We start from the raw sequence: 24,783 nt of genomic DNA on the forward strand, positions 1-24,783 counted from the left end.
CGACGGATCCACGCATCCAGCGAATCCAAAGGGTGATACGGCATCACCAGATAGGGACGCCCGCCTTTGGTGACACCCACTTGGAGCACGGTGACGATATTCGGATGTCCGGTCAGCCGACCCATCGCCCGTTGTTCGCGAAAGAACCGTTCCTGGTTGTCCTCGTCGAGCTCGGCGGTCAGCACCTTCACCGCCACCGTGCGGTCCAGCGCCACTTGCCTGCAGCGATAGATCTCACCGAAACCGCCACGCCCGACCTCTTCGGCGTCCTCGTACCCGGACGCGCTCAAATCATCCGCGACGGATGTGACCGCGTCGCGGCGGGTCCGAAGTGGATCATCGGCTGTCATCAGCGGCGTGCAATCCACTCGACAGGTACGCGAACACCGGCGCCATGCGCTCCCTTTCGACAATGCTCAGCGTATCGCCAGCAAAGGTGAACGGTCCGCCTGTCCGCGTCGCGAGTTACGCGTCTACCACAGGTGGCCACCGGACAACGCTTGTCCTACCGCGCGTTCGGCAAGGGGAGGCTCGAGCTTTGGCTGTCCGGGGCTGTGCTGTGTTGTCGGTCGGCGATCCATCGGGCGATCACTGGCTGGGTTGGGGCACATCGACGTGGCAGTTTTCGATTTTCGGGTTCATACCGAGGTAGTTGAGCGGTCCGGCGATGATGGTTACCGCAATGGTTCCGGTGCTCGCGCAGTTGGTCGGTGCGTTGTCGTAGTAGTGCCGTTGCGCACCGGCGATGGCGCCGATGATCAACCATGCGAGCACCAGTACTACGAAGACGCTGGTGGGCCGGGAACGGCTACTTCGGCGCATCCTGCTGCGGTAGTTTGCGTATGTTCTCATTTCCTATCTCCGTGTAGTCGAATGTCGTACCGCTGATGCATGTTTCGGGATCGGGCTCACCATTCGACGCATACCCCGGACCCTGCGACATCGCGATACGGGCAGTGGGTGCGGGTCAGGGTTTCCGGGCTGTCCGGTTATTCGAGTCGGTCGCGCCAACTCGGGTTGGTGCGGATATGCCGTGAGCCGCCGGCGTGTTCTTCGAGGTCGCGACTCAGCGCGGTGTCCTCTGGATGGCGCCGGCTCAGCAGGCGTCGTGCTGCGCCGCCGAGGGCGGGGCGCCTGCCATCGGCTGATAGGTGGTTCCATACGGCCATTGCGATGGTGCCGATGGCGATGCCGGCGATCAGGGCGACGACGACGAGCATTGGAAAGCTCCTGGGTAGTGCTTGGGTTTTGCGTCTGTTGTGAGGTGTCGTCACGGACCGGGTTGTGGCACGTGGCAGCTGCAATCACGGTCACGAAGATGGTTCCCGCGCTGGCGCAGTTCTGTTCACGGTTGGTGAAGTATCCACGCCGTGTTGTCCTTCGAATCAGGTTGTCCGGCAGGCGGATTGCGGCGCAGCCGCTGCGGGCTGCGCCGGGCCGGTCAGTAGTAGTGGGCTCGGCCGCCGATGGCGTGGCCGGTGCGGCCCGCGATCATCAGCGCCGCACCGATGAGCAGCACGATGATTCCGATGGTGACCAGCAGGGGGATGCCGAGTAGGAATCCGGCGACGAGCAGGACGACTCCGAGAATGATCACGAGCAAATACCTGATTTCGGAAGTACGTGAGATGTCACGAGGTAAGGGCGGGATGGGCGGATGGGGACGCGGTTATCGACGTTGATCGCCGCGAGGGGCACCGGTCGGTTCGGGACCGGCGGGGGTGTGGCCGAACAGTTGGCCCAAACCGCGTTTGCGAGTCGCGGGTCGGTTGTCGGCTCGAGCCCGATCATGACGATCCCGATTCTCCGAGCCTTTGCTCGGATCTGATCCTCCCAGTACACGCCGCAAATAACTGTATGTCAACGATGTAGGTCTACACTCTCTATCTACAGTGCTTCTTACGGCAAAGGGAGCTTCCGCGATGACCGAACCCCCCACCAACCGCAACAATTCCGGTCCCGCCACCAACGGTCGCGGTGAGGGGCCGATCACGCGGGCGGCAGTGTTGAACGCCGCGCTCGAGATCGTCGATCGTGACGGGGTCGACGGGTTGTCGATGCGACGCCTCGCCGAGGCGGTCGGGCGGGATCCGATGGTGATCTACCGGCACGTATCGAACAAGGCCGCCGTGCTCGACGGTGTCGCCGAGATCGTGTTCGCGCAACTGTCGGTCGATGCCACCGACCCGGATTGGGCCACCCAGTTGCGTGTGGTTGCTCGTGAGTTCCGCCGGTTGGCGCTGGCGCATCCACTGGTGGTGCCGCTGCTGGTGACCCGCCCGCTGGCGACACCGCTCGGGCAACGCCCGACCGCCGTGCTGCGGCCGTTGGAGGACGTTCTCGCGTTACTGACCCGTGCCGGGTTCTCGGGTGCCGATGCTCTGCATATCTATCGGGCAGTGTTCGGGTTCCTCTACGGCCACATCCTCAACGAGTTGCAGGAACTCGTGGAACGCCCCGAGGAAACCGACGAAGTGCTGCGGCTCGGGCTGCATCGACTGCCGATAGCGCAATACCCGCTGCTGCGCGAACTGGCACCGGTGCTGGCCGCCTACGACGGCGCCGCCGAACTCGAACGCGGCCTCGACATCCTGCTCAGCGGCCTGGCCACCACCCTGACGAACCCCGGCGGCGGCGCGCCGGGGGTTGCACCAGGTAACCGAACACAACCACACGATCGGAGTTGAACCCCACCATGAGTACCTATCTCGACTCTCCCGACCTGCCCTTCCGCCTGCAGTTCTCCGCCACCGAACCCGCAGCGGTGGCCACCGCCGCCCGCGCCTGGGTCTCACACGGACAGATCTTCACCGTCGCCCTGACCAGCGAGTCCGGTGCGGTCGAAAACCGGTATCTGCTGGTGAATTTCGGCGCTATCTCCTGCCTGACCGTGCACGACCAGGACAAGCTCGACGACCCCGGCCATCGACTCATCACCTACACCGCGTCCCTGACAAAGGGCGGTGACCTCGACATCGAAACCCGATCACTGTCCGCCCACATCAGCTGACAACAATCGAATCCCCGCTCCGCCAACGCAATCCGGCTCAGCGGCGCACCGCCACCGTCTGCGGCGACTCGGATTCACGACGACGATGACACGCCCCCCGCGAACCGATATCGGCACCAACAACGAAACCGCATCCTCGTGAACACCATTGATGACTGCGCCCAACAGGCCGCACCGGGATCGACAGCTCCCGATCAGCCGCACACCAGCGCCGACCGATCGCGAACACATGGGTTCGCATGGATAGGGGCGCGACACCTGCGACACACCACCGCAGCAAAGGCGTGGACGCTGGCGTTCGCATATCTGGTCGTCGAGTTCGTCACCGCGATCGCCTGGAAATCGGACTACAGCTTCCGCCGCGACACGATCAGCGATCTCGGCGTCACCACCTGCACACCAAACCTGTGCTCGCCCCTGCATCTGCTGATGAACGCGACATTCGTGGCGCTCGGCCTGCTCACGATCATCGGAGCTATCGGATTCCGCGACTATATTCCCCACGGACCCCGACAGTGGTCGATCGTCGCACTCGCGGTCATCATCGGCCTGAGCACTGCCGCGACCGGCGTGTTTCCCTCCAACGACGGGATCGTCGTGCACGGGCTCGCGGTGATGCCCGCGTTGGTGTCGCGGCACATCGTGCTGATCCTGCTGTCGATCTGGTTGTGGAAACAACGCCGCCTCGCCGCGATCTGGTCGGGGGTCTGCGCATCGACCGGACTCACCGGCACAGTTCTACTGACCATCGGCCTGCAGGTCGGAATCACCGAACGACTCGTCTTCTACCCGCTACCGACCTGGATGGCCATCACCGGCGCCACTATCGCGCTCAAACCCTTCTGGAACGCAGTACCGCGCCGGACTCGTCCGAGTAACAGTTGCCACCGACCGGAATGGATACGCACATGCAGATTCAGATCAACACCGACAGCAACATCGACAGCGGTGAAAGACTGATCCGGCACGTCGAAGCGGAGATCGCTTCGACGCTCGAGCACTTCAGCGACCAGATCACCACCGTCGAGGCCCACCTCAGTGACCAGAACGCGGGCAAAGGCGGACCGGACGACAAGCGATGCGTGCTGCAGGCCCGTCCAACCGGTCAACAGCCGGTCGCCGTAACCCACAACGCCGCGACGATCGATGCCGCCTGCCGGGGTGCGGCCGAGAGCATGGCACATCTGCTCGCCAGCCGGTTCGGCCGACTACACGAGACAAAGGGTGGCGACTCCATCAGACACCCGCACAAGAACTGAGTCAGCAGCACCGGGTTGTTCGGTATGCGAACGCTGTAGATCAGCACTGTAGACCTACACTGTTGACATTATGTTCCGGACGGCGTCTACTTGAATGAGCAAGAGATCCGAGCGAAGGCGTCGAGGATCACCATGATCATCACCATCGGGCTGGCCGAACCGAACAGGCTTTTGGGTGGCTCGAGTCGTACCGCCCGCCGCGATCTCGGCGGCGTCCGCGAGAACCCACTCAACCTGGCCTCGGCCGCGTCGGGCGATGCGGCGAGCCGCAGGCCTTCGGCGCAGCAGACACCCCTGTTCACACCGGCTATACCGGCAATGCCGCCGCGGCCGATGCATCCGGCAATGCTGCCGGGCAGGGATCCGAAAGCACGCCCCATGGACGCGGGCCATGGCCAGCTGTTCCAGATCCTCTGGGCCATCGGGATCGTGGTCCTCGTTATCGGCCTGGTGCTACTGGCATCGGGGTCGATGGGCCGCGTCGTCGGCGGTCGCCGCCACTACTACTGACCGATCCCGGCGCGGCCGGATCGAGGTCCGGCTGCGCCGCTCGGTTCGCCTGCGCGGCAACCAGATTCAGAGCAGGACGCGATGTGGTCTCTCCGATATCGACTACCGGATCGAGACGATCTCGATCCATAAGAAATGAGGTGGATGATAATGCGTTTGGTGTCGTTGCTGGTGCTCGTGTGGCTGATCATCGGCGTGGTCGCCGCCGGTCAACGAGGTTATTTCACCGACCGTGAGCAGAACTGCGCAAGCTTGGGAACCATCGCGGTGACGGTGATCGCGGGTCCGCTGAACTACGCAGGTGTCAACCCCAAGGTGAACAACTGCAAACTGCCTCAACCCAGCCCCTGACAAGGCGCCACGATAGATATCGAGGTCTGCCTGTTGCAGCATCCGATGTCGTGCCGGGCGAGCCCGATTCGGGCCGGTGCATCGTGGCGGCTCGCGCTCGACTCGATCGACGCGGCCCCGAACCCTGTACGGCACTGCGGTGTCGGGGTTTGCGGGCTGTTGTCGATGCCATCTGGATCTGATCCGAGGCAGCACCGATGAGCTATCCGTCGACACTGACATCCCCCGAGAAGACACGCCGCCGCACACGCCGCGGCGCTGACACCTACGACAACATCGAACCATTGCTCGTTCAGCTCGCGAAACTGGACCCAGCCGATCCGCGTCGAGATGCATTGCGGGAGAAGCTGATCTGGCGTTGTCGACCACTGGCTGAGCACGTCGCCCGCAAGTTCGCCGGACGCGGTGAGAACTTCGACGATCTGCTGCAGACCGCCCGAGTGGGGATGGTGGCCGCGATCGACCGTTTCGACCCGGACCATGGCGCGTCGTTCCTGGTTCTTTGAACCTCAGTCGCAGATCCAGATCGCCGAATCCCTCGGCGTCTCGCAGATGCAGGTCTCACGGATCCTCGCCAGACTGCTGAACTCGTTGCGCGAACAGACATCACGTGACTGAACAACCAGCCGCAGCGGTGGCGTTCAGGGCAAAGGTGCAATTGGCTGACATCCCCGGAGAATGGACTGGGGCGTACAGGCCAGTGATGACCGGGGTGTCGAGCGGGGTGGGAAAGCGGCCCCCGCCATGGCGCGTCACCTCGAACCCACAGTCCGACCTCCGATAAGCGGGTGAACTCGGCAGCCGGGGAAGTCGGCGAGGCCGGAGCTGAAACGGGCGATCGCGTCCGCGCGGGCCGTGAACAGGGCAAACTATTCGGTGGACTCTCGCGGTCTCACGGTAAGGCTGACCACAGACAGTATTCCGAAGCTAGGAGGACGCGATGACTAGTTTTGCAAGCCAGCAGTGCATCTCCCAGATGTCGGAGACGAACCCGCGGGCGCAGCTGTTCGTTGACGGAGGCGCCGCATACGCCTACTTGATGTACCGGGATATCCAAGACGGCCGGTATGACCGCATCCCCACGCCGCCGGGCAAAGATGATCTGGTGTTGCACGTCGAGAAGGGGCTGCGGGTGACGATGTTCTCCGAGCCCGTGTTTTCCGGAGCCAAGACCGTGGTGGCGGCGGATCAGGGCAGGCGCGTCAGGCAGTTGGTGGACCGCGCGGTGGTGAAGTCAGCGATCGTCGAATCGGTCTGACGCAGACCACCATCGCCGCACCCGCTCGAAGTCTTCTCATGGACTATCGAGGAATTGATCAGTTCTCGACAGGCTGTTCCGGCTCTGCGTAGTCCCGCTCCCTCGACCGGGGCTTCCGGATCTCGATGTCCGGGAGCCCCGGCCGTCCCTCACCTGTTGACCGGATCAAGGGCCGGCTTGATCCCGGTTGACTCGCCTTGGTGGTCTGTACACATCACCTGTCCGTTCGACGAAGGTGCTGTGGAGATTGTTCGATGGGATGGACCGCGGTGTGGCGGTGATCGGCTCCGGCGGTGGGGCGGGTCGATCCGGTCGAGGGGGCGGTTCCCTGGCTGGTGCTTTACCAGAGGCTGTGCAGGAGGGCTCACGCAATGTCGCAGCGTGTTTTGCTGCTCTGCAGCGCCGAGAACGGTCTTACCCGGCGCGCTGCCGCCGCGCTGCGCAGGGCGGGACGGGTGGTTCGAACCGAAGTTGTCGCCGGTTCCGGTGAGATGGATGCCGCGGTCGCTCCCGCGGATTTCGATCTCATCATCTGCCCGTATCTGAAATACGCCGTCCCCGAGCACATCACCAGCCGCTGGACAACACTGACCATCCATCCCGGTCCGGTCGGCGACCGTGGTCCGCACTCGCTGGATTGGGCGATAACGAATGCCGAACCGAGGTGGGGCGTTACGGCCCTTACCGCCGTTTTCGAGATGGACGCGGGCCCGGTCTGGGCATTTCGTACTTTCCCGCTGCCCCGCGGTTTTACCAAGAGCGCCATATACAACACTGTCGTCGCCGATGCTGCTGTGGAGTGCATTCTCGAAGCCTCCGATAAGGCATCCGATCCCCGATACGTGCCGGTTGATCAAACGGACGCGCCGCGAGAAGTTCGCGGCGCGCGCCCTAGGTCGGCGATGCGGCAATCCGACCGGGCGATCGACTGGGCCGGTGACGCCCACACGATCGCGCGCCGGATCAATGCCGCGGACGGCTCTCCGGGCGTTCTCACTACGCTGCACACGCATCCCGTTTATGTGCACGACGCCCATCCCGGGAAGCGCATCGGCCGGATCGGCGAGCCTGGAACTATCGTCAGTCGTGCGTACCGCCGCATCGAAATAGCCTGCGGCACGGGCACACTCTGGATCGGCCACCTCGGCGCGAAAACCGCGTCGGACGGCTGCAAAGGCCCCGCGACCAATGTGCTGCGCCGGATCGGTTACCCGATTCTGACCGTGCCGCAAAACACCGCGGCCACGTACCGCGACATCCACTACCGCCGCGAAGGTAGCAGCCCGATTGCGACCATCACCATCGACGCCTACAACGGCGCATTCGACACCAGTTTCTGCCTGCGTCTCGCCGACGCGATCCGTTTCGCGGGACGGCAGGGCACCGACGTGCTCGTAGTGCGCGGAACCGAAAGCAACCCGCACTGGTGCAACGGGATCCACCTCGGTGCCATCGAACATGCGGACGACCCGGCCCGCGAAGGCTGGGCGAATATCACCGCGATCAATGCCGTGTGCCGCGCGTTGCTGGAGTGCACCTCGCAGGTCACCGTTGCCGCTCTCACCGGCTCGGCAGGTGCCGGTGGGGCGATGCTCGCCCTGGCCGCCGATGTCGTCGTGGCCAGGCAGCGCGTCTTGCTGAATCCGCACTATGCGACGCTCGGGCTCACCGGTTCCGAGTTACATACCTTTACCCTGCCCCGTCGGGTGGGGTCTGATCGTGCCCGTGAGCTGCTTACCGAATGTCCGAGCCTCGATACTGTCGAGGCCCACCGTGCGAATCTCATCGATCATGTCGGTCCTGACCGCGAATTCGATTGCTGGCTCGACGACCTCGTCCGGGAGTACTGCCGCCCGACCGTGCGGGCTGCCGCCATGCGGGCCAAGTACGCCCGGCTGAATGTCGACCTGCCTCCCGGTCGTATCGACGCGATCCTGACCGAGGAACTGGCGCAGATGTCGGCTGATCTTTTCGGCGACCGCCACGGATTCGCCGCACGACGGCATGCCTTCCTCCGCAAAATCCCGCAACCCGCCTCGGTTCGGGGCCACCTCGAGGCCTGACGCCCGCTGTTCGCAATTAGATGCCGCAGGGTCGCTGTCGAACATGTCCTGTGCGGCCGAGCGCCTCGGGTCGGCGTTCTGCTTTATCCGCCCGTGCCCTGTCGCGGTATGACCGCGACCTCGCTCGGTTCTGCGGTGTTCGGCGGTATCTCGGCATTGCGAATGCGGACGTAGGCCGGCCTGCCCATGAAAGCAGGGGCGCAACGATCTTGATTCAGGACGCGAAATGCTCGGTAGTACAGAGGGGAAAGGACTCTCGATGAAAAGGATCATCGGCATCATCGTGGCGGCAGCGGCGGTGACCTTGGCGACGGCATGTCAGGACGGCGTGACGACGCAAACGTCCGGTGGGTCGTCGGTGTCGAACCCCGCTACCGTTGCCGTGCCGGGATCCGCTCAGCCTCCCGTCACTCAGCAATCACCAGGTGCCACGCAGCCTGCTGGTGACAACGCTCCTGCCACTGCCGGAAACGGCAAATGCGTCGATCTGAAGTCGGCGGTGGTCACAGCCGCGCTCGGCACACTCGGTGCCGGTGTCGGCGGCGACGGGTTCTACGCAGACAGCGGCACCGACGCCCCCGTCGGCGCCTGTCCCGCCATACTTTGGGTGCTCGCTGGGACTCCGCACGGCACCGCCAGCTCACCCTGGCACGTGATGCTGTTCAACCACGCGGGTTATCTGGGCACCGCGACCAAAAAGTCGACTGCATATACACAGGTGGTCGGCTCGTCCGATCGCAGTGTCGAGGTCCAGTACCGTTGGCTCACGGGTAAAGACGCCAGCTGCTGTCCCTCGGGTGGGCCGGTCATTGTCACTCTCACCTTGGGCGCCGACGATCGCAGCGTGACCCCGGACCGTGACTTCCCGACGGAGGTCACCGATCCGAGTTCAGCGAGCTCGCCGCCGGTGTGCCCGGTTACCAAGGCTGTTTTGCTCGAAGCGTTGCGAGGCACTGACATCGGGTCGCGGTTGGCGACGCCGATCGAACTCGAGGATCGAATCGACTGTGCGGGTGAGTGGGCGATGGCCCATACGGGAACCCACGACAATACTGTCAACCGAGCCCAAGTCTTGTTCCACTACGTAGCGGCCGACGGAGGCTGGAAGCCTGTGGGCCTCGGCAGTGCGCTGCACTGCACCGAGACCGGCGTGCCCGCCGATGTCGCAGACAAGATCTGCGGCTGAGTGCCGGTGAGCCGCATAACCCAAGAGCTGTGCCGGTGCCCGGCTTGTGCGGGGATCAGAACGTCGACTGATCGGTCGGGATCGGTTCGGGTGGGCGTCGTGGCGAGGGCAGCGCCATCGCGAGTTCCCCCCGTCGGGCAGCCCGCCGCCACCGCTGTCCGGAGTCGATGGCACGCCGGATCTTGCGCACTGTGGGTACCTGTGTGAGCAGGTGTAGCTGATATCGCCACGGCATTTGCAGCCCGTGCCGAGCCGCCATCGCATAGGCGAACTGCACGGCGCTGCGGTCGAGATACCGGTCGGCGTGTTCGAACCAGATCATGCTGGTACGGGCGGCGGCCTGTATCGGGCGCAGCGCAGCGCGCCGTTGCGCATCGTAATTCTCCAGCGCGTCGGCGACCTCGGCATGCTCATACAGGTTCTGTGCGAGCACGACGGCGTCGACGATTGCCAGCCGGGTGCCCGAACCGATGGTGAAATGCGTCGTGTGCGCTGCATCGCCGAGCAGCACCACGTTGTCTTGATACCAGATCTTGTTGGTTACCTCGGGAAAGCGGCTCCACCTTGCGAACTCGCCTCGTGTCTTGCTCATCAACGAGTGACCGTCGAGCAGGCGCGTGAATATGTTCTCCAGAACGCGCAAGTTCTCCAGGTTATCCAGGGAATCGAATCCCAGTCCATGCCAAGTCTGCGGTTGGCACTCAACGATGCAGGTGCTGAATTTTTCGGCAACCGACGGGTAGGCATGGAACCAGATCCAACCGGCCGAGGTGTGTTCGAAGGCGAAGGTAAATCGGGTGAAGACCTTGTCCGTACCGAGCCAGATATATCGATTCTCGCCGAGTGTGACGGACGTGCCGAATCGATGATTACCAAGCTGCCGTACCCGGCTGTTCGCGCCGTCGGAGGCGACGATGAGATCGGTGTCGTCGAAGCCGGACAGATCATGGACCTCTCGCCCGTGCTGGACATCGACGCCCAGGTCGCTCGCTCGTCGGGAAAGTACGTCGAGCAATGCCGCGCGGCCCATGCTGAACCCGTAGCCCCCGAAATGTGCGGTCTGGTCGTCGCGCACATGGATTGCCTGTTCACGCCATAGGACCGACCCGGCACGCACCGCCTGGGCGCTGTCGGGGTCATTCCGATACAGAATGTCGAGCAGGTCGTCCCAGTACACGACGCCCCAGCCATAGGTGGAACCGGGCGGATTGCGGTCGATCACTGTGATGTCATGAGCCGGGTCGCGCCGCTTCATCGAAATAGCGAAGTACAGCCCGGCCGGCCCGCCACCGACACACACAATCTTCATCTCGTCACCAGCTCCAGCCGGTTGGTCGAACCTGGCTTCACATGATCGGTACTCGATGCAACCGAGCCCGGCACGCTGTGCGTGTCCGGGCTCGGTCACCGGCGCTAGAAGCTGCCCCAGCCACCCCAGCCGAATGGGTTCCACCAGCCGGGGCCGTTACCCCAGCCGCCGCCCCAACCCCAACCGCCGCCGCCCCATCCCCAGCCGCCGCCGTGACCCCAGCCGCCGCCGTGACCCCAACCCCCGCCACCGCCCCAACCCCAACCGCCGCCGCCCCAACCGCCGCCGTGACCCCAACCGGGGCTGTCGACGAGTTGGGTTGCAGACTCGGGCGTCGATGCGCGCGCGGAAGGCGCTTGCGCTGCGGCTGCGACAACCGGAATCGCAGCAACTGCGGCTATACCGGCGGCGGCCGCCAACCGGGCGAACTTCGTGTGTGAATTCTTTCTTTCGGTCATGATAGGGCTCCAGATGCTGTCCCGACCTGCTCGAATTCTACGCGGTTTCGCCGAACTCTAGAAGTCGCCGCGATAGCTCATCTATAATCTTCCGCCGCCTTCCGCACCGCTGCCCAATCCGAGGCTGCCCGCGTACTCCGTGGCGGAGGGAAGCCGGTGGCGAAGGTCGTAAAGGCCGGGCCCCGCGCGCCAACCGATTACCTCGACACCCAACAGTTCAGATCTAGATGAATACAGAAAAATCTGTATCATTGGAGTGGTGGAGACCGCGCTGCAATTCGACGCGCTGGCTCGTTTCGGGCACGCGCTGTCCGACCCGACCCGCACCCAGATCCTGCTGAGCCTGCGGGCCGGTCCGGGATATCCATCGGAACTGGCCGACCGGATCGGGGTATCACGGCAGATCCTGTCCAATCACCTGGCCTGTCTTCGGGGGTGCGGTCTGGTCGTCGCGGTCCCGGAGGGACGACGCAGCCGTTACGAGCTGGCCGATCCGCGCATCGCCGCCGCGCTCGAGGATCTGCTCGGGTTGGTGCTGGCCGTCGATCCGGCCTGCTGTCCGGTCTCCGACACCGAGGGGTGTTGCTGATGTCGGTGCCCTTGGGTTTGCCATCGGCGGTTACGGTCTTGGGGCCGTCGCCGCAGCGGCGGAGGTTGCTGGCGCGGCGGATCCGGTGGTTCGTCGCGATGACGATCTCCTACAACGTGATCGAGGCGATCATCGCTCTTACCGAAGGGTCGCGGGTGTCCTCGACCGCGTTGATCGGGTTCGGGCTGGACTCGGTGATCGAGGTGTCCTCGGCGGCGGCGGTCGCCTGGCAGTTCGCCGGACGCGACCCCGCCGCGCGGGAGAAGATCGCACTGCGCGTCATCGCGTTCTCGTTCTTCGCGATCGCGCTCTATGTCAGCGTCGACTCGGTCCGCGGCCTGCTCGGCGTCGGCGAGGCCGAGCACTCAGCGATCGGGATCGGTTTGGCCGCAGCCAGTCTGGTGGTCATGCCCGTGCTGTCATGTGCGCAGCGGCGAGCCGGACGTGAACTCGGTTCCGCCTCGGCGGTTGCCGATTCCAAACAGACCCTGCTGTGCACTTATCTCTCGGCGGTGCTGCTGGTCGGGTTGCTGCTCAACAGCATCTTCGGATGGTCATGGACCGACCCGATCGCGGCACTGGTCATCGCCGCCATCGCCGTCAGGGAAGGCGTCAACGCCTGGCGCGGGGACACCTGCTGCCCAACACCCACCAACACCGCCGCAGTCGGTCACGACTGCGACTGCTGTGACTGACCCGTGAAACCGGGACCGCGTCGGCGTATTTCTCCGCGTGCAGCAACGTTGCCAAGGCCTGGGGACGACCCGAACCGCGCTCCTGCTCGACGGTGCGCAGTGAATCCTCGCAAAGTCGAACCGCATCGTCGTGCCGGGGGATCAGCTGCGGGCATGCATGGCCGGAGCGAGGTGGACGAGACGGTCGATGCCGGGAGCGAATTCGGTGCCGATCGGTAGCAGCAGGGTGACGTGGTCGGCCCCGGCGGCCAGGTGCGCGTGTACCTTCTCCGCAATCGAATCCGGTGTGCCGTGCGCGACGAGCGCGTCCACCACGCGATCGTTCGGCTCAGCGATCTCCTCGGCCGTGTAGCCGAGTTCAGCCAGGACGGCCTGGAAGGAGGGCGCTGGGACCATGCGGATACCACCTGCCGCGCGGTGTCGAGGGCTCGGTCGGGTTCGTCGTCGGCCACCACGGAAAGCCCCACCACAAGCAGCTTGTTCGGGCCGAGCACCTGCCTGGCCCGCGCGGTGTGTTCCGGAGGCAACCCGGCGGGCAGTGTGCCGTCGGTGATCTCCGCGGCGAGCGCGAGCATCTTCGGCCCGTTCGCGGCGAGGATCCGCGGATACGCCACGTCGGGTGCGGGTGGCCAGGTCTGGCCGTCCATCCCGGCGACATAGTCAAACGAAGTTCGGGCAGCCAACCGGAGTCATCCCATCCGGCTGGTGAACTGGTTCAGGTCGAAATAGTCCCGCCAGGCGCTGATCCTGCCGTCCCTGACCTCGAAGGTCCCCATGACCTGGAGCTCGAAGGACCTGCCGGGGATCGTGAAGACGTCCACCCGCTCGGTCATCACGACCGGACCATTGGCTGCGATGTTGATGATGCGGAAGTCGATGCCCATGATGCCTGGCGGGCCAGGGCGAATGAACGAGGCGATGTTGTCGGCGATCGCTTCTCTGCCGGTGACCGGTGCCATCGGGATGTTGTGGTACACGGCGTCGTCGGTGAGGAATGCGGCGAGCTCGCTGACTCCGGCGTCGTCGGACCATGCCGCGCAGAACCTGCGCACCACCTCGATCGGGCTCTCCATCGGGCTCCCTCCTGCGCAATGATCAGATCATATGCCACGCACTCCCCGCCTCCATGGCCCCAACTGCCGAACGCACTGAAATGCCGCGGCCAGGGTGCAATTGCCTGGTTCTGTCGGCATCGTGGGCATGGGTGCCTCATCGGATATCGACGTCACCTTCGCCGGTGACGATCTCGTACCGCGGCTGGCCTGCGCGGCTTATCTGGCTCGATTCACCGGGCTCTCGTACACACTGCGGATCCGACCTACGCCTGTCCTTCCGCTGGTGCACCGAACATCACCTCCTGCCGCTAGCGGCGGTGCGGGCCGAGATCGAACGGTACGTGCGATGGATGCAGGAGACCCGCCGGTACAAACCCTCCACCCTCGCCCGCCGCACGGCAGTAGTCACCGGGTTCTGTCGAACCTGCGTCATCGACGGCGTCATAGACCACTCGCCGGCCGAGTACGTCCGCTGTCCACAGGTATCGAACGAGTCACCGACACTCGGACTTTCATATTTGCAGTTCGAAGCGCTACTCACCGCGGCTCGTGATTCGGCCAACCGCTTCGACTTCGCGCTCGTAGCTATGCTCGGTCTACTCGGGCTGAGGATCTTCGAGGCATGTAAGTCCGATGCCGACCCGGGATCGACATGAGGTCATGCGTGGTCCGCAGGTTTTGGGGCGGCGTCGATCTCGGCCATGTGCTCCTCCGCCCACGCCCGCAGTGCGGCCAGCGGATTTTCCAGGGAGAGTCCGAGATCGGTAAGGCGATAGTGAACGCGCGGGGGAACGGTGGGTTCGACGCGGCGGGTGACCAGCCCGTCGCGGGACAGGCTTTGCAGAGTCACCGACAGCATCTTCTGCGATACGCCGGGCATCCGACGCTGCAGTTCGGCGAAGCGTACCTCGCCGGGCGCGGCCTCGGCGAGCAGTTTCACCACCATGGACACCCATTTGGTGCCGAGCCGATCCAGAAGCCGACGGGTCGGGCAGTCCGGAGCGAACAGATCCCCGCGCTGGCCTGTGCTGGGTCGGGTAGTCACCTGGAGCTCACCACCTGTCTCGAGAGTGCCGTCTTCGCAGTCTACTCATACTCACCTATGGTCATGTAGTAACCATAAGTAACCCTAGGTGGGAGATCGAATGTCTTCGGAACTGCCCGATTTCACAGTGCGGATGGTGGCAACCAACGGCATCGAGACGAACGTGGCGATCGCTGGCACCGGACCGGCAGTCCTGCTGCTGCACGGCTTTCCGCACACCTGGCAGCTATGGCGCGAGGTGATGGGCCCACTCGCCCGACGACACCGGGTGATCGCGCCGGACCTGCGCGGCCTCGGTGCCAGCACACGAGCACAGGACGGCTACGACGCGGGCACGCTTGCCACCGACGCCGAGGGGCTGCTCGACGCCCTGGGCGAAACCAGCGCGTCCATCGTCGCGATCGACGCCGGTGCTCCGCCGGCGTTCCTATTGGCGATGCGGCGGCCCGATCGAGTCAACCGGCTGGTGCTCATGGAATCGCTGCTGGGCACGCTGCCCGGTGCCGAAACCTTTCTGGCCGGTGGGCCGCCCTGGTGGTTCGGATTTCACGCGGTGCCGGGTCTTGCCGAAAAGGTTCTTGCCGGAAACGAATCCGATTACCTCGACTGGTTTCTGGCGACCGGTACCCAGGGTCGCGGCATCCCCGCACAAACCCGCGATGCCTTCGTCGCCGCCTACAGCGGCACTGATTCCCTGCGGTGCGCTTTCTCCTACTATCGGGCGATACCCACCAGCGCTGAGCAGATCCGGCGGGCTGTCGACACCGCCCGGCTCACCGTGCCGACGATGGCCATCGGATCCCACCCGGTCGGAACCACACTCGAAAACCAACTCCGTCCGGTCGCCGACACCCTGACCGGGCACCTGATCGAGGACTGTGGTCACATCATCCCCCTCGACCGCCCGGCGACGCTGGTGCCGCTGCTCGTCGACTTTCTCGATTCCTGAAGGGCCAGAACCTGATCTGGCCGCAAGCGAAGTCCCGATATTACGTCCCCACAGCAACGCACGATAATCAGCGTAAGTCGTTTTGTGTCAAGCGGTTCGGTCGGTGCCTCGTCTGTCGTCGTCCCGGCATAGCGGTAATGGGGTTGATCCCAGCAGCGTGTAATCGGGTTGTGTGACGACAGGTCGGGGCTGCCCATGATTACCGGCGAGATCACCAGGTGTCTCGATGCCGCGTGGGGCTCGCCCCGACCGACCGCTCGACGATCCGCCTGCTCAGGCGGCGGTCGAGATCATGGCGGCCTCCGTTGTGGTGGTGCCGTGGGTGGCGATGTGCGGGTTCCAGGGTTGCCTGCTCCAGCGCACCGCGCCGGTGGGCGAGCACTCCGGCCGGATCATCCAGCGCCGCAAAGAGTTTCCTGGTGATCCGAAAGCACGGTCGCTTCGCGCCTGCGCGGGTGACCTCGCCACGGACGAGGCATTCGAGCCGGTCTCGGCCCAACCGGCGGGTGCGGGCGAAATCGCCGCCGTCGCGGCCGCAGATCACTCGCAGTGCTGCCATCCAGGTCCGGGATTTGAACGGCTGCTGGGCGGCCTCGAGCGCGGCCGGCCACACGCATTCGAGTAGAGCGCGGATCTGCTGGATCTGCGCGACCCCCTCGACCAGCAGTCGTTCGCGACGGGCGCCCAGATGCCGCAGCCGACCCCAGGTTTCATCGACCGGTTCGGGTGCATAGCAGCGCAATTGCGCGGTCAATCGCGCGATCAGCACCGCGTCTTTCTCGTCGGTTTTGTCGGTGGTGAGGTCCTCGGCACGGCGTGACCAGGCCGTCATCGCCGGCTGCACACACACGAACAACATGTTCCGATCGGCGGCCAGCTGTCCAAGCACTCGCCACCGATGCCCGGTCGGCTCACACGCCAACGTAGCGGGTGAGCTGCGCGGAGCCGGCTTCGGTGCAATTCACGGCGAGTGTGCGCGGAATCGGTGCGGTGGAGGCCGGTGGCCGCCGATCGCGGATCGACACTGACGAAATGTTCAGAACTATTGACTGACTGTATCCTCGTGAGTGACGATGTCGTCATAATCTGGAGAGGGTGGTCGAGGGCGGACTGTTCAGGTCGCGACCATCGAAATCGAACCAGGCACCGATGAAGCCGAGTGGCCGAAGTGCTGGGCCCATACGCAATCGAATGGAAAGCAGGTGCGCGTAGATGACAGTCGTATCCACCATGTTCGCCGTGCTGTTGGCGATCGGATTTCTGTCGCTCGGCGCGGTCAAGGTGCTGGCCGTGGCGCCCATGCGTGAGCGTGCCGAGCATTTGGGCTACTCGGTGACCGCCTTCCGTGGCATCGGCGTGCTGGAGATCGCCGCAGCCGTGGGTGTACTGGTCGGCTTGTCGTGGTGGCCGCTCGGGGCGACGGCTGGAATCGGGTTGGTGCTGTTGATGATCGGCGCTGTCGTTACCCATGTGAAGGCCGGTGACAGTGTGAGCCACTACGCGCCGTCGATCGGCGTCGGTGTGCTGTCCCTCGCCTATGTCGTGACTGTATTCGGCGCACACCTATGACTGTTCGAAGAGGAGCTCCAATGCGTAATGAAGCCGACGTCCCGGTCTATCGCCCCGACATCTATTCGCGCCAGGGCATTCTCGACCCTTATCCGCACTATGCGCGGTTGCGCGAGTTGGGTCCTGTGGTGTGGCTGGCCAAGCAACGCACCTATGCGCTGCCGCGCTATGGCGAATGCAAAGCCGTCCTGCTCGACGATCGGACATTTGTCTCGGGAGCCGGCGTCGGTTTGAACCCGGTGGCCAACCGGCTCTCGACGGGCACCACTCTCAATAGCGATGGCGAGGATCACACTCGTCGCCGCGCGTTGCTCGCCCGTCGGTTGGCTCCGCGGGCGCTGCGTGCGATGCGCGAATCGATAGACCGGCAGGCGGCCGCAGCCGTCGAACAGGCGGTCGCGCAGGGGCGTATCGACGGTGCCGAATTGGCGGCCGCCCTGCCGATGTCGGTCGTGCCGGATCTGATCGGCTGGCCCCAGCACGGTCGGGAACACTTACTGCGGTGGGCGGGAGCAACATTCGACGCGCTCGGTCCACTCAACCGGCAGTCCATTCGCACCGCACCGTCGGGAGTCGGGATGATGCAATTCACGCGACGGCTCGCCCGCGAGCGGGACCTGTTGCCGGGCAGCGTGGGGGAGGAAGTGCTGCAGGCTTGCGACGAGGGAAAGCTTTCCCGTGCCGAATGCCCTGCCCTGCTCGTCGATTACCTTGCCCCGTCATTGGACACCACGATCAGCGCTATCGCCAGCGCCATGTATCTTTTCGCACGCCATCCCGAGCAGTGGCAGCTGCTCAAGGACGATCCCACCCGCATCCCGAACGCGGTCAACGAGATCGTGCGATTCGAATCACCGCTGCGTGCGTTCTCCCGCAAGACAATTCGTGATGTGGAGATGGCCGGAACCAGCATCCCAGCGGGCGCCCGTGTGGTGGTGATCTACTCCTCGGCCAATCGTGACCCGCTGGAATGGGACGACCCCGACACCTTCGATATCCGTCGGGACGCGACTCGCCAACTCGGCTTCGGGCACGGCATACACGGTTGCGCCGGTCAAGGTCTCGCCCGGCTGGAAACGCAGGCCATGCTCGCCGCCCTGGTCCAGCGCGTCGAGCGCATCGAAATCGTCGGCGAACCCGAATGGGCGATCAACAACATCATCCACCGCTTCGAACGCCTTCCGCTGCGACTCATTCCAGCCTGAGAGAGAGAAAGTCTGTCATGAAGATTTCCGTCGACTACCCCCGGTGCGAGGGACACGGTCTGTGTTCCGTGCAGGCGCCCGAGGTATTCAGCCTCGATAACAACGCCGAGCTCACATACCATTTCGACGGCATTGAGGTACCCGCTGATCTTGTGACCGCTGCCCGAACGGCCGTGGGCTCCTGTCCCGTCGCGGCGCTGCGGGAGATTGCGTAGCAGCTCGCCTCGCGCTGCTGTCTTTCCCTGACGCGGCCGCTGTTACACGACGGATTTATTAGCGGCCTGCGTGCCTACAGCCACTCGGCGTTCAGCGCACTCGGTCGAGCCCGCCGATTCACCGATGTGAATCGAATTTTTGCCCGCTCGGACGCGATTCGGGTCGAGGTTGACAACGGTTTGTTCTCGCGACCGGACGTCTGACGGTTACCTGGCCCTTCGATAGCGCCGCATCCGCATGACCTTCGCAAAAATAACAGCAACAAGGTTGCCGAAATCTGTTGACGACCGGAGTGATAACGGCCACACTGTACCCATTATGCGTGGATGAGCTACCGTTGATGACCAGATCGACTCGGAATCCGCTCTTCGTGCCCCGAGCGTCCACCTCGCCGACGCGCTGGAGTCGCAGGGTCCCGATTCAATGAGCACGCGGGCGCGGAGTGTGCTGCGCACGCGCACGGCGCTGATCCATTCCGGGCGCTGGGCCTTGGGCAGCGGCATGGCCGCACGGCTCGGGATCGCCGATTTGGCGCGCAACGCCGGTGTCGCGACCGGATCCTTCTACAACCACTTCGGCAGCAAAGACGAGTTGTTCGCCGCTGTTACCGCCGAGGTGGTCGAGGACCTTGCCTGGATCCTGGACAACGCCGCCGCTGGCATCGATGGGCCTGCCGAGCTCGTGCGGGCGCAGGTGCGGGCACTCGCCGCGATCGGCGTCACGGATCCGCAAACCGCCGCGATCGTCCTTGCCGCGCGATATCGGATTCTGGAGAACCGTGAAATCCACTCGCGTTTGTCGTTCGGCATCCGTGCCGGGATCTCGGCGGGGTGCTTCCGCGTCCACAATCTCGGGGCCGTGCTGGATCTGACCGGCGAGGTTGTTTTGGCGGTCCTGCGAACTTCGCGACGTAATCCCGCCGCGGTGACGGCGGAATGGATCGAGACCCTGGCCCAGCAGGTGCTATTCGCACTGGGACACCCGATAGCGAAAGATTGATTGTTTTGGCTCTGGCACCCGATGTGTCGACCTCGCAGCGGCGCGAGGCATCCGTACTGCGGATCGTGCGAACGAATTTCTCCGATACCGTCGTATCGGGCCTACGGACCTGGGGACGGACGGTGGACGAACACCTCGGCCACGTGGCCCGAACAACCGATCGCGGCAACGGTTTTCCTCGGCTCGTCCATTTCGATCACCTTTGCGCGACGAGGCCCTGAGCCTTCTTCGGCGATTTGTCGAGTGCGCCGACGAGCGAGTTCTTGAAGACTCCGCCCATGGGACCATCGATCATGCCGCCGTCGATACTGGCTGTGACGTCGACCGTGGTGGTCTGGGCTTCGTTTCGCAAGCTGATCGCAAGTGCCAATTTCACACCGGCCCTGGTAGTTCCGCCCATGGCGACCGAGCGTGGGGCGTCGACGTTCTCGAAAGTCCAGTCGATGGTGACCGGCATATTCACCACGCTCGCAGCCGCAGTGGCGGTAGCGCCCGTGGTTAGCTCGGCTGGGACCGCGCTCTTCCACGACTTGTGAATCACAAGCCACTCATTCCAGCGCGACGGATCGCCGATTACCTGCCAGACCTGATCGGGACTTGCCTGGAAGGTGGCGCTGGATTGCGCGGTACGCATGCGATTCTCCTGTTCTCGGAACGCTCGCGAGCTCACGCCACGACGGTTTCGTCGCGCAGAGTCCGAAGGTTGATTCGGCTACAGCGTATCCGAATGAATCTGGAGTGCCCGGAATGGCCGAACAGCTTTGCGATGTTCTGAACGAAATCAGTTGGAGCCCATGGCATCCGCCGCGTCGTGGTGCGACGCGAGGCCTGCGACGAGCAGCTGCAGACCGAAGTGGAACTCACTTTCCAGAGTTTGCTTCGGCAGGCAATCGGCGACGGCCACCGTGGCGGGGAACCGCGCGGGATCGAGCTGACGATAGAGCGCGGTGATGGTGGCGGGCTCGATATTGGCTTCGGTGTTGTGCCCCTGCAGCTGTGCGGCGAACCCTACGACATAGCGGGCCACCGTGACATACACGAGCGAAGCGGACTCCGGTGGGAACCCATTGGCGAGCAACATGGCCAAGACCCGCTCGCGTAAGACGAGAGAGTTGGGTCCAATCGGCACCTGTTCGATGAGGAGAGGTGCGACACCGCGATGGCGGTGCAGGACCTCGAAAATGGCCTCTGCGGCAGCGACACATGCGCGCTGCCAGTTGCCGTCGGACGCGTCATCATTGATTTCGACCTCGCCGAGTACCCAGTCGACTACGTGGCCGATCAGCTCGGCGCGATTGGCGACCGCTCGATAGAGCACCGCCGTGCCGGAGTCGAGACGTTGGGCGAGCGTGCGCATCGTCAGCGCATCGGCCCCTTCTTCGTCGACAATGCGCAGTGCGGTCGTCACGATGCGCTCGAAGGGGACGCGTGGACGGCCGGGGGAGCGGCGAGCCGGGGTCTCGGCGGCGTCTGAATCGGCTGTGGTCACACTCGCATTGTTGCGCATCGACGGGCTGGACAGATGATCAGCATGTATCGGTAACAATGTCGCCATTATCACTTGACCCGGCTTCCATGTACCGGCAACACTGTAACCATTATGGGTAGACGAGAAGCCGTCGATGACTACATCGACCCTGATTCGCGCTTCGCGCTCGTCGAGGGCCGCTACATCCACTACAAGCGGGTCGGCACGGGACCCGCGGTGCTCCTTCTGCACGGCAGCGGCTCCTCGCTGCATTGTTTCGACGAGGTGGCCGCGGCATTGTCGTCATCGTTCGACGTGATTCGTGCGGATTTGCCCGGCTTCGGCCTCGCGGGCCCGCGCGCGGATCGCGACTACCGGGTGCAAACATATGCCAAGACCGTCGCCGCCTTCTTGATTTTCCTCGGAGTGGCCAATGCTTCGGTGGTAGGCAATTCGCTCGGCGGCAACATCGCCTGGAACTTCGCACTGGATTACCCCCGGCGTGTGCATCGGCTCGTGTTGATCAATGCCACCGGCTATCCGGGCAAGTCGCTGCCGTTGGCGCTGCGGCTGGCACGCAATCCGATCGGTCGGGTGTTGTTGCCCCGCTTGGCTTCTCGGTCGGCGACTGCACGCAATTTGCGCTCAGCGGTCGGGTCGCGATCGTCGGTGGTGGACGACGAGATGATCGACCGGGTCTACGCGATGCTGACCCGCCCCGGCAACCAGCAGGCGTTCATCGACTTCGCCAACACCGACCAGATCGACCGCACCGCCGAGATTCCGGCCATCGCGGCGCCCACGCTGGTGCTGCGCAGTGCGTCCATCGACGGCCAGCATTTCACGCGCGATATCCCCGGCAGCCTCGAACGGGTTCACCCTCACGGTGGTCACTTGCTACCCGACGAAGATCCGGACCGGGTGACCAGCGCGGTACTGAACTTCTTGACGGCCGAGGCGATTTCGCCGACGAGGGGACAGCGATGAAGTATTTCGTGGTGCGTGGTGAGACCCGCCAGCTGAACCAGGTCACCCGTGCCGAACTGCGCGGTGAATTCATCGAATGCGGCGACGGGATCACCCACTACGAGATCGGCGGACCTGCCGCAGGCGAGACCGTCGTGTTCGCGGGCGGTATGACCGTCCCGCTGTTCTACTGGGATCAACTCGTCGCCGAGTTGCAGTCGCGTGGATTCCGCACCGTCACCTACAGCGCCTACGGACGCGGCTATTCCGATCGGGCGCGGGCGACTTACGATCAGGCGCTGTTCGTGCGGCAGCTGGCCGACCTCACCGAGCGCTTGGGTCTGACCGAACGCCTCCACCTCGTCGGAACATCGTTGGGTGCGTTGGTGAGCATGGCCTTCGCGCAGCAGTACACCGACCGCATCGCGACCTTGACCTTGGCTGGTCCGGCCGGGCTGCAGTCCGCCCCTGCCGCTGCCGCCTTGTTGCGGCGCGAGAAGCTGGGCACCGTCCTGGCAAAGCGACTGGGCAGCCGAATGCTCGACCGGCACTTGGCACACAATGTTCGGGATCCGCAGCAGTCCGCTGCGCTTACCGCGATGGTGCGCGAGTGCTACCGGTTCGAAGGCTCTGTTTACTCCCTGGCCGCCACCCTCGCCGACTTCCCGCTGTCCGGCCGTCAGGATCTCTACCGGCACACCGGGACCCTGCCGATCCCGAGGCTGCTGCTGTGGGGCGATGAAGATCAAGTCACCCCGATCACGCACTACGACGAGGTTTGCGCGTTGTTGGCGCCGGTCGAGTCGCACATTGTCGCGCCATGCGGGCACATGGTCCCTTACGAGGAGCCCGCTCAGATGAGTCGGCGGTTCGCCGCGTTTGTCGATGCCGCCAAGAAAGAGTCCTCACGATGAAGACAGAGCCGAAATCCGAACTGATCGACGTGCTCGTCGTGGGCGCCGGGCCGACCGGCACCGCCTTGGCGATCGATCTGGCCCGCCGTGGACTTGTGGTGCGGATCATCGACAAAGCCCCGCGCGCGTTCGAGGGTTCGCGCGCCAAGGGAGTCCAGCCGCGCAGCCTGGAGGTGCTCGAGGATTTGTGCGTCCTCGACGACATCCTCGCCGGTGGAGCCAGCTATCCGCCGTTGGGCGTCCACGCCGGTCCGCTGACTATTCCCTGGCATATGGTTTCCCGCAACAAAGTGACATCCGATGTGCCGCACCCGAATACGTGGTTGATTCCCCAGTTCCGCACCGACGCTGTGCTGCGCGATGGGCTCCTGCGGATGGGTGTGGCCGTCGAAAAGAACTGTGAACTGGTCGGATTCGAGCAATACCCGAATGGTGTCGTGGCTACGCTCTCGGGTCCCAACGGTGTCGACGAGATCTGCGCTCGTTACCTTGTCGGTGCCGACGGCGCGGCGAGCACGGTCCGCAAAACCATGGGCATCGGGTTCGAAGGCAAGACCGACGAAGCCGATCGAATGATCATCGTCGATGCCGTGGTGGACGGTCTTTCCCGGGATCGCTGGCATGTGTGGCCGCGTCCGGGTGGTCGATTCGTCGGTGCGTGCCCGCTACCGCACTCCGATCGGTTTCAGGTGATGATCCGCCTGCAACTCGGTGAGGAGCCCACTCTCGACGAGGCCGACCTCGATGCGCGCTTCCGTGCTCAGACCGGCGAGAAGGGCCTGCGGTTGACGCGAATCAGCTGGAAGTCGGTTTTTCGCCCCAACATTCGGCTAGCCGAACGGTATCGGTTGGACCGGGTATTCATCGCCGGTGATGCCGCTCATGTACATCCCCCGGCGGGTGCGCAAGGGCTCAACACCGGTCTGCAGGATGCCTACAACCTGGGCTGGAAACTGGGCCAGGTGCTCGCCGGTGCGCCGGACAGCTTGCTCGATACCTATGAGGCCGAGCGGCAGCCGATCGCGGCCGGGGTGTTGGGCTTGGCGACAAAAAAGTATGAGGGCCTGGCCAAACTGGACCCGTCGTCGATCAAGCGCGGTGATGACGAACGCCAGCTCGGCCTCCATTACCGCGACGGCCCACTGGTAATGGCCGATGCCGAACGAACCGCGACACTGCGAGTCGGCGACCGCGCGCCGGATGCGAAGCTGCTGAACGCGACCGGGGGAGGGCAGCGCCTTTTCGATCTCTTTCGCGGCCCGCATTTCACCGCAATCGCCTACGGCGCGGCGGCGGCTGAGGAACTGGCCACATTGCCGTGGCCGAAGGCTGGCGCGGAACTGAGAACGGTCGCCGTGAACGGCGGAGATCAAATCGACACCGATGCGGTGTTCGCCGACATCACCGGTTCCTTTGCCCGGATCTACGGTCTGACCGACTCCACACTTCTGTTGATCCGTCCCGACGGCTACATCGGCTCCATCGCGACTACCGAAATGACTCGGGTGAGTTTGGCATCTGCCGCTGCGATGACTCCAGCCGCCGACGCCCCTGCTGTACCCGAGATCGGGAGGAAAGCGTGAACCGCGACGACGTCCTGCGCGGAACCGACATCTCACGGACCGGCGAGCTTCGGCCGTCCAGTGCTCAGGAAAGATCGGGCTGTCGCCGCCGGCATCGCTGAGGGCGACAGCAAGTTTGGAAATGCG

34 protein-coding genes are annotated in these 24,783 nt (G+C 64.2%); 22 read left to right on the plus strand and 12 right to left on the minus strand.

What is annotated here, in order from left to right; all coding sequences use genetic code 11:
- The 4 genes from ON44_RS43595 to ON44_RS51590 all read right to left on the minus strand — a co-directional run.
- On the minus strand, nt 1-350 hold a 350-nt coding region (locus ON44_RS43595; RefSeq protein WP_040701109.1), incomplete at its 3' end, for a protein kinase domain-containing protein.
- A 238-nt stretch (nt 351-588) separates the two neighbouring features.
- Nucleotides 589-822, minus strand: a complete 234-nt coding sequence (locus tag ON44_RS43600) for a hypothetical protein (RefSeq protein ID WP_051183368.1) — start codon at nt 820-822, stop codon at nt 589-591.
- 167 nt (nt 823-989) lie between these two features.
- A complete protein-coding gene (locus tag ON44_RS43605; RefSeq protein ID WP_040701110.1) occupies nt 990-1,220 on the minus strand; it encodes a hypothetical protein in 231 nt (76 codons plus the stop codon).
- Between the two features lie 221 nt (nt 1,221-1,441).
- Nucleotides 1,442-1,597, minus strand: coding sequence for a DUF6131 family protein (locus ON44_RS51590; protein ID WP_085998735.1), 156 nt, complete (start codon nt 1,595-1,597; stop codon nt 1,442-1,444).
- Nucleotides 1,598-1,922: 325 nt separating this feature from the next.
- Here ON44_RS51590 and ON44_RS43610 point away from each other — a divergent pair, with 325 nt between their 5' ends.
- The 11 genes from ON44_RS43610 (at nt 1,923) to ON44_RS47590 (ending at nt 9,637) form a co-directional block, all read left to right on the plus strand.
- Nucleotides 1,923-2,687: a TetR/AcrR family transcriptional regulator C-terminal domain-containing protein gene (locus ON44_RS43610; protein WP_040701111.1), complete on the plus strand. Its 765-nt coding sequence runs from the start codon at nt 1,923-1,925 to the stop codon at nt 2,685-2,687.
- A gap of 8 nt (nt 2,688-2,695) precedes the next feature.
- Nucleotides 2,696-3,010 carry a hypothetical protein gene (locus ON44_RS43615; protein WP_040701112.1) on the plus strand — a complete coding sequence of 105 codons (315 nt, stop codon included), beginning with the start codon at nt 2,696-2,698 and terminating at the stop codon, nt 3,008-3,010.
- 138 nt (nt 3,011-3,148) lie between these two features.
- Entirely contained in the window at nt 3,149-3,970 is an 822-nt protein-coding gene (locus ON44_RS43620) for a DUF998 domain-containing protein (RefSeq protein ID WP_051183344.1), read from the plus strand.
- Nucleotides 3,919-4,269, plus strand: a complete 351-nt coding sequence (locus ON44_RS43625; RefSeq protein ID WP_040701113.1) for an HPF/RaiA family ribosome-associated protein — start codon at nt 3,919-3,921, stop codon at nt 4,267-4,269. The genes ON44_RS43620 and ON44_RS43625 overlap by 52 nt, the downstream gene beginning before the upstream one ends.
- Nucleotides 4,270-4,401: 132 nt before the next feature.
- A complete protein-coding gene (locus ON44_RS54350; protein ID WP_040701114.1) occupies nt 4,402-4,779 on the plus strand; it encodes a DUF6131 family protein in 378 nt (125 codons plus the stop codon).
- A 150-nt stretch (nt 4,780-4,929) separates the two neighbouring features.
- Entirely contained in the window at nt 4,930-5,130 is a 201-nt protein-coding gene (locus tag ON44_RS43635; RefSeq protein WP_063721729.1) for a hypothetical protein, read from the plus strand.
- A 197-nt stretch (nt 5,131-5,327) separates the two neighbouring features.
- Entirely contained in the window at nt 5,328-5,636 is a 309-nt protein-coding gene (locus ON44_RS43640; RefSeq protein ID WP_051183345.1) for a sigma factor, read from the plus strand.
- Nucleotides 5,611-5,748: a sigma factor-like helix-turn-helix DNA-binding protein gene (locus tag ON44_RS54355; RefSeq protein ID WP_083898539.1), complete on the plus strand. Its 138-nt coding sequence runs from the start codon at nt 5,611-5,613 to the stop codon at nt 5,746-5,748. The genes ON44_RS43640 and ON44_RS54355 overlap by 26 nt, the downstream gene beginning before the upstream one ends.
- Nucleotides 5,749-6,070: 322 nt before the next feature.
- Complete coding sequence (locus ON44_RS43645; protein ID WP_040701115.1) at nt 6,071-6,388, plus strand: hypothetical protein; 318 nt, start codon at nt 6,071-6,073, stop codon at nt 6,386-6,388.
- Between the two features lie 371 nt (nt 6,389-6,759).
- Entirely contained in the window at nt 6,760-8,451 is a 1,692-nt protein-coding gene (locus ON44_RS43650) for an enoyl-CoA hydratase-related protein (protein ID WP_040701116.1), read from the plus strand.
- Between the two features lie 259 nt (nt 8,452-8,710).
- Nucleotides 8,711-9,637, plus strand: coding sequence for an LppP/LprE family lipoprotein (locus ON44_RS47590; RefSeq protein WP_157187625.1), 927 nt, complete (start codon nt 8,711-8,713; stop codon nt 9,635-9,637).
- A gap of 55 nt (nt 9,638-9,692) precedes the next feature.
- On the opposite strand, the gene ON44_RS43660 is transcribed toward ON44_RS47590, so the two are convergent.
- Complete coding sequence (locus ON44_RS43660) at nt 9,693-10,946, minus strand: FAD-dependent monooxygenase (protein WP_040701117.1); 1,254 nt, start codon at nt 10,944-10,946, stop codon at nt 9,693-9,695.
- A 104-nt stretch (nt 10,947-11,050) separates the two neighbouring features.
- Nucleotides 11,051-11,404 (minus strand): hypothetical protein, encoded by a 354-nt coding sequence (locus ON44_RS53640; RefSeq protein ID WP_083898541.1) that lies wholly within the window; start codon nt 11,402-11,404, stop codon nt 11,051-11,053.
- Nucleotides 11,405-11,663: 259 nt separating this feature from the next.
- Here ON44_RS53640 and ON44_RS43665 point away from each other — a divergent pair, with 259 nt between their 5' ends.
- Complete coding sequence (locus ON44_RS43665) at nt 11,664-11,993, plus strand: ArsR/SmtB family transcription factor (RefSeq protein WP_040701203.1); 330 nt, start codon at nt 11,664-11,666, stop codon at nt 11,991-11,993.
- Nucleotides 11,993-12,688: a cation efflux transmembrane domain-containing protein gene (locus ON44_RS43670; RefSeq protein WP_040701204.1), complete on the plus strand. Its 696-nt coding sequence runs from the start codon at nt 11,993-11,995 to the stop codon at nt 12,686-12,688. Before ON44_RS43665 ends, ON44_RS43670 begins: the two co-directional genes overlap by 1 nt.
- Nucleotides 12,689-12,829: 141 nt before the next feature.
- Here the strand turns inward: ON44_RS43670 and ON44_RS53300 are convergent, their stop codons facing one another.
- Both ON44_RS53300 and ON44_RS43680 read right to left on the minus strand, forming a co-directional pair.
- Nucleotides 12,830-13,084 (minus strand): LLM class oxidoreductase, encoded by a 255-nt coding sequence (locus tag ON44_RS53300; protein WP_051183347.1) that lies wholly within the window; start codon nt 13,082-13,084, stop codon nt 12,830-12,832.
- 293 nt (nt 13,085-13,377) lie between these two features.
- Complete coding sequence (locus ON44_RS43680) at nt 13,378-13,761, minus strand: limonene-1,2-epoxide hydrolase family protein (RefSeq protein ID WP_040701118.1); 384 nt, start codon at nt 13,759-13,761, stop codon at nt 13,378-13,380.
- Between the two features lie 164 nt (nt 13,762-13,925).
- Here ON44_RS43680 and ON44_RS43685 point away from each other — a divergent pair, with 164 nt between their 5' ends.
- Nucleotides 13,926-14,399 carry a site-specific integrase gene (locus ON44_RS43685; RefSeq protein ID WP_051183349.1) on the plus strand — a complete coding sequence of 158 codons (474 nt, stop codon included), beginning with the start codon at nt 13,926-13,928 and terminating at the stop codon, nt 14,397-14,399.
- Between the two features lie 2 nt (nt 14,400-14,401).
- On the opposite strand, the gene ON44_RS43690 is transcribed toward ON44_RS43685, so the two are convergent.
- Nucleotides 14,402-14,788 (minus strand): winged helix-turn-helix transcriptional regulator, encoded by a 387-nt coding sequence (locus tag ON44_RS43690; RefSeq protein ID WP_040701119.1) that lies wholly within the window; start codon nt 14,786-14,788, stop codon nt 14,402-14,404.
- 100 nt (nt 14,789-14,888) lie between these two features.
- Here ON44_RS43690 and ON44_RS43695 point away from each other — a divergent pair, with 100 nt between their 5' ends.
- On the plus strand, nt 14,889-15,737 hold the full coding sequence (locus ON44_RS43695) for an alpha/beta fold hydrolase (protein ID WP_040701120.1): 849 nt from the start codon (nt 14,889-14,891) through the stop codon (nt 15,735-15,737).
- Between the two features lie 211 nt (nt 15,738-15,948).
- On the opposite strand, the gene ON44_RS43700 is transcribed toward ON44_RS43695, so the two are convergent.
- On the minus strand, nt 15,949-16,659 hold the full coding sequence (locus tag ON44_RS43700) for an IS110 family transposase (protein WP_157187627.1): 711 nt from the start codon (nt 16,657-16,659) through the stop codon (nt 15,949-15,951).
- Nucleotides 16,660-16,949: 290 nt separating this feature from the next.
- Between ON44_RS43700 and ON44_RS43705 the strand changes: the two genes are divergently transcribed.
- The 4 genes from ON44_RS43705 to ON44_RS47605 all read left to right on the plus strand — a co-directional run bounded on the left by ON44_RS43705 (nt 16,950) and on the right by ON44_RS47605 (nt 19,726).
- Entirely contained in the window at nt 16,950-17,306 is a 357-nt protein-coding gene (locus tag ON44_RS43705; protein WP_040701122.1) for a DoxX family protein, read from the plus strand.
- Between the two features lie 20 nt (nt 17,307-17,326).
- Nucleotides 17,327-18,511: a cytochrome P450 gene (locus ON44_RS43710; RefSeq protein WP_040701123.1), complete on the plus strand. Its 1,185-nt coding sequence runs from the start codon at nt 17,327-17,329 to the stop codon at nt 18,509-18,511.
- Between the two features lie 17 nt (nt 18,512-18,528).
- Complete coding sequence (locus ON44_RS43715) at nt 18,529-18,726, plus strand: ferredoxin (protein WP_040701124.1); 198 nt, start codon at nt 18,529-18,531, stop codon at nt 18,724-18,726.
- 424 nt (nt 18,727-19,150) lie between these two features.
- The gene (locus ON44_RS47605; RefSeq protein ID WP_051183350.1) at nt 19,151-19,726 is read left to right on the plus strand and encodes a TetR/AcrR family transcriptional regulator; all 576 of its coding nucleotides are present in this window, start codon (nt 19,151-19,153) and stop codon (nt 19,724-19,726) included.
- 196 nt (nt 19,727-19,922) lie between these two features.
- Here ON44_RS47605 and ON44_RS43725 read toward each other — a convergent pair whose 3' ends face one another.
- Nucleotides 19,923-20,360 (minus strand): type II toxin-antitoxin system Rv0910 family toxin, encoded by a 438-nt coding sequence (locus ON44_RS43725; protein WP_157187628.1) that lies wholly within the window; start codon nt 20,358-20,360, stop codon nt 19,923-19,925.
- 147 nt (nt 20,361-20,507) lie between these two features.
- The gene (locus ON44_RS43730) at nt 20,508-21,215 is read right to left on the minus strand and encodes a TetR/AcrR family transcriptional regulator (protein ID WP_245567557.1); all 708 of its coding nucleotides are present in this window, start codon (nt 21,213-21,215) and stop codon (nt 20,508-20,510) included.
- A gap of 111 nt (nt 21,216-21,326) precedes the next feature.
- Between ON44_RS43730 and ON44_RS43735 the strand changes: the two genes are divergently transcribed.
- The 3 genes from ON44_RS43735 to ON44_RS43745 are packed head-to-tail and all read left to right on the plus strand — an operon-like array spanning nt 21,327 to nt 24,657.
- Nucleotides 21,327-22,181 carry an alpha/beta fold hydrolase gene (locus tag ON44_RS43735; protein ID WP_051183352.1) on the plus strand — a complete coding sequence of 285 codons (855 nt, stop codon included), beginning with the start codon at nt 21,327-21,329 and terminating at the stop codon, nt 22,179-22,181.
- Nucleotides 22,178-23,074: an alpha/beta fold hydrolase gene (locus ON44_RS43740; RefSeq protein WP_040701127.1), complete on the plus strand. Its 897-nt coding sequence runs from the start codon at nt 22,178-22,180 to the stop codon at nt 23,072-23,074. Before ON44_RS43735 ends, ON44_RS43740 begins: the two co-directional genes overlap by 4 nt.
- Nucleotides 23,071-24,657: an FAD-dependent oxidoreductase gene (locus tag ON44_RS43745; RefSeq protein ID WP_040701128.1), complete on the plus strand. Its 1,587-nt coding sequence runs from the start codon at nt 23,071-23,073 to the stop codon at nt 24,655-24,657. Before ON44_RS43740 ends, ON44_RS43745 begins: the two co-directional genes overlap by 4 nt.
- Nucleotides 24,658-24,783: the final 126 nt, after the last annotated feature.

Origin of the sequence: Nocardia vinacea NBRC 16497, assembly GCF_000308835.1 — a bacterium.
In the GTDB taxonomy this organism is placed as follows: Bacteria; Actinomycetota; Actinomycetes; order Mycobacteriales; family Mycobacteriaceae; genus Nocardia; species Nocardia vinacea.

What these genes read in the sequence shown, in the direction of transcription:
- ON44_RS43610 (WP_040701111.1), top strand. Translation starts at nt 1,923, where the DNA reads ATGACCGAACCCCCCACCAACCGCAACAATTCCGGTCCCGCCACCAAC.
- ON44_RS43600 (WP_051183368.1), bottom strand. Translation starts at nt 822, where the DNA reads ATGCGCCGAAGTAGCCGTTCCCGGCCCACCAGCGTCTTCGTAGTACTG.
- ON44_RS43740 (WP_040701127.1), top strand. Translation starts at nt 22,178, where the DNA reads ATGAAGTATTTCGTGGTGCGTGGTGAGACCCGCCAGCTGAACCAGGTC.
- ON44_RS43710 (WP_040701123.1), top strand. Translation starts at nt 17,327, where the DNA reads ATGCGTAATGAAGCCGACGTCCCGGTCTATCGCCCCGACATCTATTCG.
- ON44_RS43635 (WP_063721729.1), top strand. Translation starts at nt 4,930, where the DNA reads ATGCGTTTGGTGTCGTTGCTGGTGCTCGTGTGGCTGATCATCGGCGTG.
- ON44_RS43660 (WP_040701117.1), bottom strand. Translation starts at nt 10,946, where the DNA reads ATGAAGATTGTGTGTGTCGGTGGCGGGCCGGCCGGGCTGTACTTCGCT.
- ON44_RS54355 (WP_083898539.1), top strand. Translation starts at nt 5,611, where the DNA reads ATGGCGCGTCGTTCCTGGTTCTTTGAACCTCAGTCGCAGATCCAGATC.
- ON44_RS43745 (WP_040701128.1), top strand. Translation starts at nt 23,071, where the DNA reads ATGAAGACAGAGCCGAAATCCGAACTGATCGACGTGCTCGTCGTGGGC.
- ON44_RS43695 (WP_040701120.1), top strand. Translation starts at nt 14,889, where the DNA reads ATGTCTTCGGAACTGCCCGATTTCACAGTGCGGATGGTGGCAACCAAC.
- ON44_RS43725 (WP_157187628.1), bottom strand. Translation starts at nt 20,360, where the DNA reads ATGCGTACCGCGCAATCCAGCGCCACCTTCCAGGCAAGTCCCGATCAG.
- ON44_RS53640 (WP_083898541.1), bottom strand. Translation starts at nt 11,404, where the DNA reads ATGACCGAAAGAAAGAATTCACACACGAAGTTCGCCCGGTTGGCGGCC.
- ON44_RS54350 (WP_040701114.1), top strand. Translation starts at nt 4,402, where the DNA reads ATGATCATCACCATCGGGCTGGCCGAACCGAACAGGCTTTTGGGTGGC.
- ON44_RS43705 (WP_040701122.1), top strand. Translation starts at nt 16,950, where the DNA reads ATGACAGTCGTATCCACCATGTTCGCCGTGCTGTTGGCGATCGGATTT.
- ON44_RS43670 (WP_040701204.1), top strand. Translation starts at nt 11,993, where the DNA reads ATGTCGGTGCCCTTGGGTTTGCCATCGGCGGTTACGGTCTTGGGGCCG.
- ON44_RS43715 (WP_040701124.1), top strand. Translation starts at nt 18,529, where the DNA reads ATGAAGATTTCCGTCGACTACCCCCGGTGCGAGGGACACGGTCTGTGT.
- ON44_RS43640 (WP_051183345.1), top strand. Translation starts at nt 5,328, where the DNA reads ATGAGCTATCCGTCGACACTGACATCCCCCGAGAAGACACGCCGCCGC.
- ON44_RS47590 (WP_157187625.1), top strand. Translation starts at nt 8,711, where the DNA reads ATGAAAAGGATCATCGGCATCATCGTGGCGGCAGCGGCGGTGACCTTG.
- ON44_RS47605 (WP_051183350.1), top strand. Translation starts at nt 19,151, where the DNA reads ATGAGCACGCGGGCGCGGAGTGTGCTGCGCACGCGCACGGCGCTGATC.
- ON44_RS43615 (WP_040701112.1), top strand. Translation starts at nt 2,696, where the DNA reads ATGAGTACCTATCTCGACTCTCCCGACCTGCCCTTCCGCCTGCAGTTC.
- ON44_RS43645 (WP_040701115.1), top strand. Translation starts at nt 6,071, where the DNA reads ATGACTAGTTTTGCAAGCCAGCAGTGCATCTCCCAGATGTCGGAGACG.
- ON44_RS43680 (WP_040701118.1), bottom strand. Translation starts at nt 13,761, where the DNA reads ATGGAGAGCCCGATCGAGGTGGTGCGCAGGTTCTGCGCGGCATGGTCC.
- ON44_RS43735 (WP_051183352.1), top strand. Translation starts at nt 21,327, where the DNA reads ATGGGTAGACGAGAAGCCGTCGATGACTACATCGACCCTGATTCGCGC.
- ON44_RS43650 (WP_040701116.1), top strand. Translation starts at nt 6,760, where the DNA reads ATGTCGCAGCGTGTTTTGCTGCTCTGCAGCGCCGAGAACGGTCTTACC.
- ON44_RS43605 (WP_040701110.1), bottom strand. Translation starts at nt 1,220, where the DNA reads ATGCTCGTCGTCGTCGCCCTGATCGCCGGCATCGCCATCGGCACCATC.
- ON44_RS53300 (WP_051183347.1), bottom strand. Translation starts at nt 13,084, where the DNA reads ATGGTCCCAGCGCCCTCCTTCCAGGCCGTCCTGGCTGAACTCGGCTAC.
- ON44_RS43625 (WP_040701113.1), top strand. Translation starts at nt 3,919, where the DNA reads ATGCAGATTCAGATCAACACCGACAGCAACATCGACAGCGGTGAAAGA.